The sequence below is a fragment of the Aquibaculum arenosum genome, from assembly GCF_029222965.1.
In the GTDB taxonomy this organism is placed as follows: domain Bacteria; phylum Pseudomonadota; class Alphaproteobacteria; order Kiloniellales; family DSM-21159; genus Aquibaculum; species Aquibaculum arenosum.
In genome coordinates, this window is sequence record NZ_JARHUD010000002.1 from 37,678 (window position 1) to 51,554 (window position 13,877).

12 protein-coding genes are annotated in these 13,877 nt (G+C 64.4%); 7 read left to right on the plus strand and 5 right to left on the minus strand.

Features of this window, described 5'->3' with window-relative positions:
• Positions 1-15: 15 nt before the first annotated feature.
• Positions 16-963 (minus strand): ribose-phosphate pyrophosphokinase, encoded by a 948-nt coding sequence (locus P2G67_RS03105; protein WP_275819933.1) that lies wholly within the window; start codon positions 961-963, stop codon positions 16-18.
• A gap of 290 nt (positions 964-1,253) precedes the next feature.
• Between P2G67_RS03105 and ykgO the strand changes: the two genes are divergently transcribed.
• The 6 genes from ykgO to glcF all read left to right on the plus strand — a co-directional run bounded on the left by ykgO (position 1,254) and on the right by glcF (position 7,800).
• On the plus strand, positions 1,254-1,379 hold the full coding sequence (gene ykgO / locus P2G67_RS03110) for a type B 50S ribosomal protein L36 (RefSeq protein ID WP_275819935.1): 126 nt from the start codon (positions 1,254-1,256) through the stop codon (positions 1,377-1,379).
• 193 nt (positions 1,380-1,572) lie between these two features.
• The gene (locus P2G67_RS03115) at positions 1,573-2,022 is read left to right on the plus strand and encodes a sugar dehydrogenase complex small subunit (protein WP_275819937.1); all 450 of its coding nucleotides are present in this window, start codon (positions 1,573-1,575) and stop codon (positions 2,020-2,022) included.
• Positions 2,019-3,635, plus strand: coding sequence for a GMC family oxidoreductase (locus P2G67_RS03120; protein WP_275819939.1), 1,617 nt, complete (start codon positions 2,019-2,021; stop codon positions 3,633-3,635). The genes P2G67_RS03115 and P2G67_RS03120 overlap by 4 nt, the downstream gene beginning before the upstream one ends.
• Before the next feature lie 100 nt (positions 3,636-3,735).
• Positions 3,736-5,223 (plus strand): FAD-linked oxidase C-terminal domain-containing protein, encoded by a 1,488-nt coding sequence (locus P2G67_RS03125; protein WP_322099629.1) that lies wholly within the window; start codon positions 3,736-3,738, stop codon positions 5,221-5,223.
• A 3-nt stretch (positions 5,224-5,226) separates the two neighbouring features.
• Entirely contained in the window at positions 5,227-6,459 is a 1,233-nt protein-coding gene (glcE, locus tag P2G67_RS03130) for a glycolate oxidase subunit GlcE (RefSeq protein ID WP_275819941.1), read from the plus strand.
• Between the two features lie 3 nt (positions 6,460-6,462).
• The gene (gene glcF, locus P2G67_RS03135; protein ID WP_275819943.1) at positions 6,463-7,800 is read left to right on the plus strand and encodes a glycolate oxidase subunit GlcF; all 1,338 of its coding nucleotides are present in this window, start codon (positions 6,463-6,465) and stop codon (positions 7,798-7,800) included.
• Between the two features lie 9 nt (positions 7,801-7,809).
• On the opposite strand, the gene P2G67_RS03140 is transcribed toward glcF, so the two are convergent.
• The 4 genes from P2G67_RS03140 to P2G67_RS03155 form a co-directional block, all read right to left on the minus strand.
• Positions 7,810-8,382: an inner membrane-spanning protein YciB gene (locus P2G67_RS03140; RefSeq protein WP_275819945.1), complete on the minus strand. Its 573-nt coding sequence runs from the start codon at positions 8,380-8,382 to the stop codon at positions 7,810-7,812.
• Positions 8,379-9,296, minus strand: coding sequence for a ketopantoate reductase family protein (locus P2G67_RS03145; protein WP_275820673.1), 918 nt, complete (start codon positions 9,294-9,296; stop codon positions 8,379-8,381). The genes P2G67_RS03140 and P2G67_RS03145 overlap by 4 nt, the downstream gene beginning before the upstream one ends.
• A gap of 10 nt (positions 9,297-9,306) precedes the next feature.
• Positions 9,307-10,509 carry an aspartate transaminase gene (locus P2G67_RS03150; RefSeq protein WP_275819947.1) on the minus strand — a complete coding sequence of 401 codons (1,203 nt, stop codon included), beginning with the start codon at positions 10,507-10,509 and terminating at the stop codon, positions 9,307-9,309.
• Positions 10,510-10,640: 131 nt separating this feature from the next.
• Entirely contained in the window at positions 10,641-12,956 is a 2,316-nt protein-coding gene (locus P2G67_RS03155; protein WP_275819949.1) for a mechanosensitive ion channel domain-containing protein, read from the minus strand.
• 147 nt (positions 12,957-13,103) lie between these two features.
• Between P2G67_RS03155 and P2G67_RS03160 the strand changes: the two genes are divergently transcribed.
• Complete coding sequence (locus tag P2G67_RS03160) at positions 13,104-13,856, plus strand: sulfite exporter TauE/SafE family protein (RefSeq protein WP_275819951.1); 753 nt, start codon at positions 13,104-13,106, stop codon at positions 13,854-13,856.
• Positions 13,857-13,877 lie beyond the last annotated feature (21 nt).

The window sequence follows — 13,877 nt, forward strand, 5'->3', positions numbered from 1 at the left end:
CGAGCGCCGGCCGCCTCAGTTCGAGGACGGCATATCGAACAGGCTGGAAACGGAATGCTCGTCGCTGATCCGGCGGATCGCCTCGCCCAGCAGCGGGGCGATGGAGAGCTGCCGGATGTTCTGCGCCACGCGCATGGCTTCCGTTGCCTGAATGGAATCGGTGGTGACCAGTTCGGTCAGCGGTGAGGAACTGACGCGCGCCACAGCCCCGCCCGAGAGCACGCCGTGCGTCACATAGGCCGAGACCGACACCGCGCCGGCGTTGGTCAGCGCCACGGCGGCGTTGCACAGGGTGCCGGCGCTGTCGACGATGTCGTCCACCAGGATGCAGGTCCGTCCGGCAACGTCACCAATGATGTGCATCACCTCGGAGACGCCGGCCCGCTCGCGCCGCTTGTCGATGATGGCCAGTTCCGCGTCCAGCCGCTTGGCGATGGCGCGGGCACGCACCACGCCCCCGACGTCGGGGCTGACGATGGTCAGGTCCGCACCGTTGAAGCGATCGACGATGTCCTTCACGAAGACCGGCGCGCTATAGAGATTATCGGTCGGTATATCGAAGAAGCCCTGGATCTGACCCGCGTGCAGATCAAGGGTCAGAACGCGATCCGCCCCGGCCTTGGTGATCAGGTTGGCCACCAGCTTCGCCGAAATGGGCGTGCGCGGTCCCGATTTACGGTCCTGGCGCGCATAGCCATAATAGGGAAGCACCGCTGTGATGCGCCGGGCCGAGCCGCGCTTGAGCGCGTCGATGGCGACCAGCAGTTCCATCAGATTGTCGTTTGCGGGATAGGAGGTCGATTGCACGACGAAAACATCCTCGCCGCGCACGTTCTCGTGGATTTCGACAAAGACTTCCATGTCGGAGAAGCGCCGCATGGCCGCCTTAGTCAAAGGCAGATTGAGGTAGGCTGAAATCGCTTCGGCCAGGGGCCGATTCGAGTTGCCTGTGAGAATTTTCATGTCAGCCGGACCGCCCAGATGGCTTGGAGCGAGGGATACGCGAGACGCGCGACCGCGGCCGCCGCAGCCCTGCGGCGACGGGCGCGCGGACAATATCAATGCCTCCCACCCCTGTAAACGACGAAGACCGATACGCAAACATGGCCTGCCGCAAGGACAGCAGGAAGTGCCATCTATTTCAGGCCGGCCACACGCCTGTACGTTGACACCGGGTCCGGCAATGCCTATAAGCCGCGCTCGTTCAGGAGATTACCGGGCTGTGCGCCCCATTTGACTTTGGGAAGAGACCGATGAAGATCGTCAACTCGCTCAAGACCGCGAAGCTGCGCGAAAAGGGCTGCCAGATCGTGCGCCGCCGCGGCCGCGTTTACGTTATCAACAAGAAGCAGCCGCGCTTCAAGGCGCGCCAGGGCTGACTCCGGGGCGCTTCACAGCGCCCCATCGCCACAGGCGATACTTGGAAGGCCGTGCCTCTTTTGGCGCGGCCTTTCGCATGCGCGCAATCTGCCTCGACCCATCGTTCGAGCCGCCGAGTATCAGAAGCAGACTCCCGACGCCGCCATCGTGACGCAGTTCCCCATTTTGGCGAATTGCGTTATGAGAGCATCCATGACGGCGAGAACAACACGGCGCAGCCTCCTGCTTTCCGCGCTGGCCAGTGCCATTGCCGCTGCCGGCGCCAGCGGCTTTCCGGCCCGGCTGTACGCTGGAGCCGGGATCACTGAATCGCAGTTTTTTGAACTTTCGCAGACCCTGACCGGGACAAAGAACCTGAACCCGCGCGTGGCGCGAACGCTGCTCGGCAGCTTCCTCGCCATGGGCAAGGGAGCGGAGCTCGAGGCTCTTGCCGCGGAGATGCCGAGCCCCGATGGGACCGGGGAAGTGGCAGAAACCCTGATCGCCGCTTGGTACTCCGGCATCTTGATCGGGCCCGAAGGGCCGCTCGCAACAGACTATACCGGCGCGCTCCTCTGGAATGCTCTCGCCTTCACCAAGCCGGCCGGCCTCTGCGGTGGGGAGACAAACTACTGGTCGGAACCACCGGAGTCGCAGCGGTGAAAGACCTTGTGGCTGACGTGGTTGTGGTCGGCTCCGGTGTGGCCGGCGCACTCACCGCTGCGCAACTCGCCGCCAAAGGGGTTGATGTCGCCATTCTGGAAGCTGGCGCCAAGGTGGATCGCCCGGAGGGCGTTGAACGTTTCTGGAACGCCGCAATCAAGGTGCCTGAATGCCCCTACCCGCCCCGGCCCGAGGCGATGCATCCTGTCTCGGACAATCACGACGGCTGGTACCGGCAGGCGGGGCCCGAGTCCTTCGGCAGCACCTATCTGAAGGTCGTCGGCGGCACCACCTGGCACTGGCTCGGCACGAGCTTACGCTACCTGCCGAGCGATTTTCAGCTCAAGACGCACTATGGCCGGGGTGTTGATTGGCCGATCTCCTACGATGAGATCGAGCCTTTCTACGCGCGTGCCGAGGAGGAACTGGGGGTCGCCGGAGATGCCGCGGACGATCTCGGCTCGCCGCGCAGCAACGGCTATCCCATGCCACCCGTCGGCCAGACCTATCTGGATCGCCAGATCGCCAAGGCACTGGCGGACAGCGAGTATCAACTGCGCGCAACGCCTCAGGCGCGCAACGTCATCGAGCGGGACGGACGGCCGCCGTGCTGCGGCAGTGCCAGCTGCATTCCTATCTGCCCGGTTCAGGCAAAGTACGATGCAACGGTCCACCTGGATAAGGCCATTGCTGCGGGTGCCCGTCTCTATGAGCGAAGCACCGCCATCTTCATCGAGGCGTCAGGCACAGGGCAGATCACAGCGATTCGCTTTCGGCGGTGGGACGGCAGTGAGGGCATCGCACAAGCCAAGGTCTTTCTGCTCGCTGCGCATGCCATCGAATCGCCGCGGCTGCTGCTCGCATCCAGGGGCGAAAACACACCGCAAGGCGTTGCCAATGCTTCCAACCAGGTCGGCCGGCACCTGATGGACCATCCCGTGCAGCTCTCCTGGGCCCTGACAAAGGAGCCTGTCTGGCCCTATCGCGGCCCCACCTCCACCTCCGGTATCGAGAACCTGCGCGATGGCGCGTTCCGGCGCGAGCGGGGCGCCTTTCGCGTCGAGATCGGCAATGACGGTTGGATCTGGCCCACAGGCGGCCCGGTCATGGAAGCAGCGGCTCTGGTGCAGCAGGGACTCCGCGGCAAGGAGCTCGATGCCGCCCTCGCCCACCAGGCAGCACGGCACATTCGCATTGGCTCCCTGGTTGAGCAGCTGCCGGATGCCGATAACCGCGTGACCCTCGACCCTGAGGCGAAGGACGTCTATGGCGTACCGCTGCCGCGGCTAAGCTACGACGTGGACGCCTACACGCGTGCGGGCATGGCGACGGCCAAGCAGGTGCACGACGAGATCTTCCAGAGGCTCGGCACCACGCAGGTCCAGCACGCGCCCAACTTCTTTGGCGCAGGTCATATCATCGGCACAACGCGCATGGGCGAGGATCCGAAGAGCTCGGTGGTCGACCGGAACCTGCGCAGTCATGACCATCCCAACCTCTTCATCCTGGGCTCATCTGTGTTCCCCACCTCGGCGACGGCCAACCCAACTTTGACCATCGCCGCGCTCAGTCTTCGGGTCGTGGAGCCGGTGCTGGCCAGCCTTCGAAGCTGATCCCAACGGTCACCCAGTCGCGTTGACCCTCCATGGGCAAATCCCCATACTCGCGCCCACCGGCGCAGGCAGGATTCTGCCCGGCCAGGGAGAGATCGTCATGCACATGCCCGAACCGGATGCCGGTACCATTGCCCGCAAAAGCGAAATCGTTGCTGCGCTTCAAGCTGTGGTGCCCGGCGAGGGTGTCATTTTCGACGCTGAGGAGTTGGCGGCTTACGAAAGCGATGGGCTGACCGCCTATCGCCAGCCACCCCTGATCGTCGTTCTGCCGGAAACTGTGGAGCAGGTCTCCGCCGTCCTGCGCTACTGCAATGAGCAGAAGGTAAAGGTGGTGCCGCGCGGCGCCGGCACCTCGCTGTCCGGCGGCTCGCTGCCGCTGGCCGACGGCATCATCCTCGGTCTCGGCAAGTTCAACCGCATTCTCGACATCGACTACGACAATCGCTGTGCCGTGGTGCAGCCGGGAGTGACCAACCTGGGCATCACCAAGGCCGTCGAGCATCGCGGCTTCTACTATGCCCCCGACCCCTCCAGTCAGATCGCCTGCTCCATCGGCGGCAACATCGCCGAGAATTCCGGCGGCGTGCACTGCCTCAAGTACGGACTGACCACCAACAATGTGCTGGGCATCGAACTGGTGCTGATGGACGGCACGGTGATGCGCCTGGGTGGCAAGCACCTGGAGGCTGAGGGTTACGATCTGCTCGGCCTGCTCACTGGCTCCGAGGGCCTTTTGGGCGTGGTCACCGAAGTCACCGTGCGCCTGCTGCGCCAGCCTGCAACCGCGCGCGCCCTGCTGCTGGGCTTCGAGAGCAGCGAGGCCGCCGGTGACTGTGTGGCCGCGGTCATCGCCGCCGGTATCATTCCGGGCGGCATGGAAATGATGGACCGCCCTGCGATTCACGCCGCAGAGGATTTCGTGCAGGCCGGCTACCCGCGTTACGTGGAAGCGCTGCTGATTGTCGAACTGGACGGTCCCGAGGCCGAGGTGGATTACCTGATTTTCCGCTGTTCCGAGATCGCCAAGGCAAAGGGCGCCGTCTATGAACGTGTCTCGAAGAATGAAGAGGAGCGAGCTGTCTTCTGGGCCGGGCGCAAGGCGGCCTTTCCGGCTGTCGGTCGCATCTCACCCGACTATTACTGCATGGACGGGACCATTCCCCGCCACCGCCTGCCTGAGGTGCTGCGTCGCATGCGCGAGCTGTCCGAACACTACGGCCTGCGCGTGGCCAATGTTTTCCACGCCGGCGACGGCAACCTCCACCCGCTCATCCTCTATGATGCCAACGTACCGGGCGAACTGGAGCGCTGCGAGGCATTCGGCGCCGAGATTCTCAAGCTCTGCGTCGAGGTCGGTGGCGTTCTGACCGGAGAGCACGGGGTCGGCGTGGAGAAACGCGACCTCATGCCCTCCATGTTCTCCGAGATCGACCTGAAGCAGCAGCAACGGGTCAAGTGTGCCTTTGACCCCGACCATCTGCTCAATCCCGGCAAGGTTTTTCCGCAACTGCACCGCTGCGCCGAACTGGGCCGCATGCACATCCACCGCGGCCAGATGCCCTTCCCCGACATCCCCCGGTTCTGATCCATGTCCCTTGCGAACGATACCCTCAGGCCCGAAACGCCGGACCAGTTGCAAGACGCCCTGGCCTGGAGCCTTTCGGAGCAGGCGCCTCTCGAGATTCTGGGCCAGGGGACCAAGCGCGGCTGGGGCCGGCCGGTCGAAAGCCGCAATCGCCTGGATATGAGCGCCCTGACCGGCATCACGCTGTACGAGCCGGAGGAACTGGTGCTCTCCGCGCGCGCCGGCACACCGCTCGCGGAGATCCGGACAGCACTGGCCGAGAAGAACCAGGAACTGGCTTTCGAGCCTGGTGACTGGGCGCCGCTCTGGGGCGGTGCGGCCGGCGCCGGCACTGTGGGTGGCATGATCGGTTGCAATCTGGCCGGGCCGCGTCGCATTCGCCAAGGGGCCGCACGGGACCATTTTCTGGGTTTCACTGCCGTCACCGGGCGCGGCGAGACGGTCAAGTCCGGCGGCCGGGTGGTGAAGAACGTCACCGGCTACGATCTCTCCAAGCTGCTCTGCGGCTCCTTTGGGACCCTGGCAGCCATGAGCGAGGTCACCCTCAAGGTTCTTCCGCGGGCGGAGAAGACCCGCACCGTGCTACTATTGGGTCTCGACGACCGACGAGCGATTGAGGTGCTCTGTGCAGCGCTGGGATCGCCCCATGAAGTCTCCGGCGCGGCACACCTGCCCAAGGACGCCGCAGCAGGCTCCGAAGTCTCTTTCGTGAAGCAGGCGGGCGGCAGCGTGACCGCGATCCGCGTGGAAGGCCCCGGTCCCTCGGTGGATGCGCGTTGCGCCGCCCTGCGGCAGGAACTCGCCGGTTTCGGCGGAACTGAGGAGCTGCACAGCCACAACTCGCTCCAGTTCTGGCGCGAACTCACCGATCTGGCGCCTCTTGCAGCCCGCCCCGATCTCGCTATCTGGCGGGTCTCGGTCAAGCCGACCGACGGTGCCGATGTGGCAGCGGAAATCCTCGCCGAGCGGGATGGCCTGCATCTCTTCGATTGGGGCGGCGGACTGGTCTGGTTCGGCACCGCACCCGAAGGCGACGCTGGAGAAGCGGCCGTGCGTGGTGCGCTGGCGGACCGCGGCGGCCACGCCGCCCTGCTGCGCGCGCCCGAACCCTTACGAGCCACTCTGCCCGTGTTCCAGCCGCAAGCTCCTGCGCTCGCCGCCCTCAGCCGACGGGTAAAGGAGGCTTTCGATCCACAGGCCGTGCTCAACCCGGGCCGAATGTACGCGGAGTTCTAGGCCATGCAGACCAACTTCACCTTGGCCCAGCTCGCCGATCCGGACGTGGCCGAGTCCGAGAAGATCCTGCGCACCTGCGTACACTGCGGCTTTTGCACTGCCACCTGCCCCACCTATGTGCTGCTGGGCGACGAACTCGACAGCCCGCGCGGGCGCATCTACCTAATCAAGGAGATGCTGGAGCAGGATCGGCCGGCTACCGCGCAGACCGTCAAGCACATCGACCGCTGCCTCTCCTGTCTCTCCTGCATGACCACCTGCCCCTCCGGTGTGCACTACATGCACCTGGTCGACCATGCGCGCACCCGCATCGAGGAGACCTACGTTCGGCCCTGGCCGGAGCGCATGCTGCGCGGGCTGCTGGCTGAAGTGCTGCCGCATCCTGGACGTTTTCGCCTGGCCCTGCTCGGCGCGCAGATCGGGCGCCTCTTCGCTGCCCTCTTGCCCGGGCGACTGCGCACATTGCTGGACATGGCGCCCAAGCATCTGCCCTCCCCATCGCCGGTCGACAAACCCCAGATCTTTGCTGCACAGGGACCGCGTCGGGCGCGGGTGGCGCTGCTCAACGGCTGCGCGCAGCAGGTGCTGTCCCCGGAGATCAACGAGGCCACGATTCGGTTGCTCACCCGGCACGGGGTGGAGGTGGTCGTCAGCGAGGGGGCGGGCTGCTGCGGCGCGCTGGTTCACCACATGGGCAAGGAAAAGCCGGCACACGCCGCGGCCAAGGCCAACATCGCTGCCTGGGACCGCACGCGCCGCGATGGGGGGCTGGATGCGGTGATCATCAACGCCTCGGGCTGCGGCACCACCGTGAAGGACTACGGCTTCATGCTGCGCGAGGATGCGGACTGGGCCGACAAGGCCACCGAGATATCCGCGATGACCAAGGACATCAGCGAGTTCATGGTCGAACTCGGCTTGCGGGAACCGAGGCGGGCCACGGGACAGACCATCGCCTACCACGCAGCCTGTTCCTTGCAGCATGGTCAGAAAGTGCGAAGCCAGCCCAAGATCCTGCTGCAGGCTGCCGGCTTCGCCGTGCGAGAGCCTTTCGATGCCCACCTCTGCTGTGGTTCGGCCGGAACCTATAACCTGCTGCAGCCGGAACTGGCGAGACAGCTGCGCGAGCGCAAGCTGGAGACCCTGATGGATACTGGGGCGGTGGCCGTTGCGAGCGGAAACATCGGTTGCCTGACGCAACTTGCGGAAGAAGCAGGCCTGCCAACGGTCCACACCGTATCGCTGCTCGATTGGGCAACAGGTGGGCCTCTGCCCCAGGCCTTGCAGGACCACCCGGCCTTCACCGCGGACGCACCGGCCATCCAGGCTGCTGCGGAATAGCGGCTCTCGCTACTCCTCCGGCTGCTCCAAACGGTGGCGCATCAGGAAGGGCACCTGTGAGAGTACGAAAGCGAAGGTGATCACCATCTGGCCGATGGTGTCGAAAGCCACCCAGAAATCCGTGGACTGCGTGCGCCAAACCACCTCGTTCGCCGCTGCCATCACAAGGAAGAAGATGGCGAAGCGGTGCGTCAGTCCGGCCCATGCACTGTGCCGCAGCGGGAAAGCCTTGCCGAGGATGAGCCGCAGCACCGGCCGCTGCAGCCAGAGCGATATCCACAGCGCCGCGGCGAAGAGCACCTGCATCACCGTCGGCTTGATCTTGATGAAGAGGTCGTCCTGGAAGACCAGGGTCAGCACCCCGAACACGCTGACCACCGCGGCCGCGATCAGGGCCAGGACCGGCAGCTTGCGCGCGACGGCGAGTGACAGCGCCGTGGCGGCGAGGGTCGCCACCACGAGCACGGCCGTTGCCGTCAGGATGTCGCTCAGCAGGTAGGCAGCGAGAAAGAGGCCAAGGGGAACGTAGTCGCAGACCGGCTGCAGCCAGGGTGGCGCGCGCCGGACGTCTTCGCCGCTCATGCCGTGCCGTCGGCGTAGGGCTGCAGCTCGGCGGTTACAGAACTGCTCGCAGGCGTCTCGACGCCGAGTTCAGCGCCAAGTCGCGCGACGGCTCCGGTCAACCAGTGAAGCTCCAATGGCCGGCCGGCCTCCAGATCGTGCAGCATTGAGGCCTTCATGCCCTCGGGCAGGCCGCGGGTGAAGGTCAGAACCTGATCGGCGGCATCCTCCGGCAGGTTGACCTTGCAGGCTCGAGCCACCGCAACGGCTTCGTGAACGAGATTGCCATAGAATGCCCAAGCGTTGGGGTTCTCCCGCAGGGGCCCGATTGCTCGTCGCCAGGAGGCTGTGAGGCCCGCAAAGGGGGCGAGGAAGACAAACTTGCGCCAGATCGCCGCCTCGATATCTGCCGCAGCCTCGGCATCGATGCCCGCGCGCTTGCAGGCCGCAACCAAGGCATCGAGAACGGGATGACTGCCACCGCCAGGCAGCCCGATCACCAGGCGTGCCATCTCCCCGGTGTGCCGCACCACGCCCGGCCGCTCCAAGGCTGCCGCGATGTAGGCGACAGCTCCCAGAACCCGCTTCGCCCCCAGACGACTTTTCAAACGCTCTTCAGATTCGACCCCGTTCTGCAAGGCTGCCGCCAGGCCGTCATCCGCCAGATGCGCTTCCGCAATGTCGATGCCCGCCTCAAGATCGCGCAGCTTGGTGCAGATCAGGACCAGGTCGAAGGGTGCATCGCTTTCGCTGTCGAGCAGGCGCGGCTCCTGCAGGTGAAGGTCACCGAGAGGCGAAAGCACCCGCAATCCAGACTCCCGCAGAACCGCCTCGGTCCCCGATCGCACCGAGAACGTCACGTCAGCCCCACCTGCTACCAGTCGCGCCCCGAAGTACCCGCCGACAGCGCCCGCTCCTACCACCAGTATGCGCATGGTCAAGACCTCAACTCAGCGCCTCACAGGCACGGCGAATGCGCGTGCAGGCTTCCTCCAAGGCTTCCGTGGCAGTGGCATAGGAGATGCGGAAATAGGGCGCCAGACCGAATGCCGACCCTTGAACCACGGCCACGCCCTCGGCTTCGAGCAGGTAGGTGACGAAATCCTCATCGGTTTCAAGGACCTTGCCATCGGGCGTGCGCTTGCCGATCACCCCAGCACAGGAAGGATAGACGTAAAACGCCCCTTCCGGCTTGTGGCAGGAGAGACCCGGGCAGGCATTCAACGCCTCCACCACCAGATCGCGGCGCGCCTTGAAGGCCTTGTTGTGCTCGGCAATGAAGTCCTGCGGTCCCTCGAGCGCTGCAACTGCTGCGGCCTGACTCACCGAGGAGGGGTTGGAGGTCGACTGCGACTGGACCTTGGCCATGGCCTTGATCAGCTCGACCGGCCCGCCAGCAAAGCCGATGCGCCAGCCCGTCATGCAGTAGGCCTTGGACACGCCGTTGACGGTCAGCGTGCGGTCGAAGAGTTCCGGCTCGACCTCAGCCGGGGTGCAGAAGGTGAAGTCGTCGTAGACGAGCTTCTCGTACATGTCGTCGGTCATCACCCAGACGTGCGGATGGCGCTTAAGCACGTCGGTCAGCGCCTTCATGTCCTCGCGGGTGTAGCCTGCGCCCGTGGGATTCGATGGGCTGTTGAGGATCACCCACTTCGTGCGCGGTGTGATCGCCTGCTCCAAATCTTCGGCACGGAGCTTGAAGCCATTGTTCTGTGGGCAGGGGACGATGACTGGCTCGCCTTCGGCAAGCAGCACCATGTCGGGGTAGCTCACCCAATAGGGCGCTGGAATGATGACTTCGTCCCCGGGGTTCAGGGTGGCCATCAGCGCGTTGTAGAGCACCTGCTTGCCGCCGGTGCCCACGGTAATCTGGGCTGGCGAGTAATCCAGGCCGCTGTCCCGCTTGAACTTGGCCGCGATCGCCTGTTTGAGCGCGGGGGTCCCATCCACGGCCGTGTACTTCGTATCGCCAGACTGGATGGCGCCGATGGCCGCCTGCTTGATGTGGTCCGGGGTGTCAAAGTCCGGCTCGCCGGCACCCAGTCCGATGACGTCCCGGCCCGCGGCTTTCAGCTCCCGCGCCTTGGCGGTGACGGCGATGGTGGGCGAGGGCTTGATGCGCGAAAGGCGTGATGCCAGCACGGACATGATGGTTCCCCGAGAAGGTCGAATGAATGTTAAGTGGCTTCTGTTGAAGGCCGGCAGGAAGCCTAGCCCGCCACCCGCCCCCCTTCAACGGTAAGAGGGCTGCCCGGATGCAAGCAGCCCTCTTCTGCTGATCAGGCCGGGCGCCCCGCCGGTTCCTCCGGCTCGGGCGCATCGGGAACTTCGCTGGGAATCTCTTGCGGTCCCTCGACGGTGGGATGCTCTGGCGGGGGTGGTGCCGCTTTGCGCGGCCGCAACTGGGCACGGGCCAGGCGCAACGGCGGGGCCTCCCCCTCGCGATCCTCGCCAAAGTAGAGAGTGCGATGCGGGTAGGGGATCTCGATGCCGTACTTGTCGAAGGCCATTTTGATGCGTCGGTTGTACTCGCGGCGCACCGCCCACTGCATCAGCGGCACGGTCTTAAAGCGCACGCGCACCACAACGGAGTATTCTTCGAAGCGATCCAAACCAAGAATTTCGAACTCCCCGGTGATATTGGGTCCATAGACCTCATCGGCGATCAGTTCGTCCGCCACTTCGCGCATCACTGCGATGACCTGATCCACGTCCTCACGAAGGGCCACCTGCATCTCGATCAGGGAGTAGGAGTACTCCTTCGAGTAGTTCTGGATGGTGTCGACTACGCTGAACGGCAGCGTATGCACATTGCCCTCCAGGTCGCGCAGGAAAATGGACCTGATGGTCAAGCGTTCGACCGTGCCGGAGTGTCCTGCAATCAGCACAACATCGCCAACTGAAAGGGAATCCTCAATCAGGATGAAGACGCCGGTTATGATGTCCTTGACCAGGGTTTGCGCGCCAAAACCGATGGCCAACCCGACCACGCCGGCACCGGCCAGTAAGGGCGCGATATTGACCCCTATCTCGGAGAGCACAATCAGACCGACGAGCACCACCAGAAGGATCCGCAGTGCATTTTGAGCCAAGGGCAGAAGCGTCCTGATACGCTGGCTGCCGACACCATCGGCGGCTCGGCGCTGGATGGTCGACTCTACGTAGGCCGAGAAGACCTCCCAGAAGATCAGCGCGCCCAGGAGCACGAATCCGATCAGGAACAAGGTCGAGAGCAAGGCGCGCCCCTCCGGCCCGGCCAGCCACTCGATGGGGCGCAGACCCCATACCTCCAGCAGCGCCAGCGTGGCGAAAATGCCCAAGGCGATGTTGAGGATGCGGTGAAAGGCAGGGAGGTAACGATTTGCCCTGACTTCTAGAAGCGGATAGCGCATCCGCAGCTCGTTGTTCAGCCGGAACAGGCGTTCGACCATTTGACCCAGCAGATGGGCCAAGAGGCGCCAGGCAATCAGCACCACCAGAGACAACACTGTAGCACGCAACAGAAACTCGAACCCGCCCTGTACGTTGAGCACCCACACGACATAGCAGCCGAGGATGTAAGCAATGGCGAGCACGTGCCAGATCTCAGCCAAGCGCAGGCGCAGATTGACGAGCGTCGAGCCGCCGGACTTCGAACCCCTTAGAAATTTGGCGACTGCCTGTCGCTGTTGCAGGACCAACACCACCAGCATCGCCGTTAGCACCAGGCCCAGGATTGCCAGCAGCACCGCGTAGGCCGAGTAAGCCAGTCCGAGCAGCAGGGCGGCATCCAGCAGGAAATAGCCGTAGACTCCCACCAGCGTGAAGCGACGCAGCCAGACCTGGAAGTACGACGCGGTCTCGTCGCTCATGGGCAGGAAGCGCAGGCCCGGATGGCCGGGAACCAAGAGCATGCCCCCGATCACGCCAATGATGCGTGACAAGAGGTTTGCGTTTATCAGCGCGAGCGCAACCAGGCGGGTTACCGGTTTTGGTTCCACCAGTGGCAATAAGCTAAAGGCCACCAACGCAAACGCCACGATGGGCAGCGTGTCGAGTAGCGTTCGAAGTAGCAGATAGGCGAGGCGCAATACCTTCGTATCGCCGTGCCTGTCACTCACACTACGCCGTGGCCGTGCCAGGAGCCGCTTGAGCAGGAATTCAGCGATAAAGCCACCCAGCAAGACCAGGATAACCTTGCCAGCCACCTCCATCGCGGATGCTCGGGTCGCTGGGCTCTGAAGGCTTTCAATGCCGCGCCAGAGCGCTAGAGGCAGCTCGCTCAACTCGACTGCAGCATCGGTCAACTCATCGGACAGATCGCCGACGGCGTCTGAGACTTGTCCCATGACCCGTGTGCCAAGGCCGTCCGATTCTTCCGAGGCCTGCGCACGCTCGGCTTCCACCAGCGTTCGCAGATTGTCGATGAAACGTTGCCGCTCGCCCTCGTCCTCCAGCGTCTGCAGGAGGTTATCCAGCTCCGAGGTCGCCGGTAGACTGTCAGGGTTTGTCTGAGCCTCCTGAGCGGCCAGAGGCGCCGCAATAATCCCGAGCAGGATCAGGGGAAGGGCGAGGAGCAGCGGATGCACGCCGCGCACGGCTTTTGACATGATCATCCAGGAATTGTTTACCAACTGCCGCATATAGGTCAACGTCGCGGCCGACTCGCGCCCTGGGCCGCCTCCCTGCATTAAGACCGAAGCAACGCGGGGAGCGACGGCGTTCTCTGTATCGGCTAGGGGCGGCAATCGAAGAGTGCAGGCATGTTCGAGCTGATCGGCCGAGCCATGACGGCCGATATGTTTCCGCTGCTGGCCATCACGGCGGCCCTGGCCGGGCTTGTGCGGGGCTTTTCCGGATTCGGATCGGCGATGATCCTGGTGCCGGTGGCGAGCGCCCTCACCTCGCCGCAGACGGCCGTGGTGCTGCTGCTTTTGACGGACACGCTGCTGACCGTTCCCATGGTCGTGCCGGCCGTGAAACGCTGCGTGTGGCGGGAGGTTCTGCCCCTCGCCGCAGGCGCGATGCTGACCGTCCCACTGGGCGTTCACCTGCTCATCGTGCTCGACCCCATTGTCATGCGCTGGATCATTTCCACCCTGATCCTGGTCCTGGTGGCTCTTCTGCTCAGCGGTTGGCGCTGGAGCCGCCCACCCAGCCTGCCCCGCACCGCCGTGGTGGGCGGCGCGTCTGGGCTCACTGGCGGCATGGCGGGCATCGCAGGACCACCGGTCATCCTCTTCTGGATGGCGGGGCATGGCGGACCCGCGACAATCCGGGCAAACATCATTGTCTTCTTCGCCATGACCGGCCTGTTCAACTTGGTTGCCTATATCCTGAACGGCCTGCTGACCAGCGAGCGGGTGGCACTCGGCATTGCTCTGATACCCGTCTACGCACTGGCACTGCTTATCGGCGCGCGCCTGTTTCGCTTCGCCAGCGAACGCTTTTTCCGCCTGCTCGCTTTCTCGCTTTGCGCCTTTGCGGCTCTCAGTGGCCTGCCACTGCTCGATTGAGCACTGGGTAAGAGCGCTTTC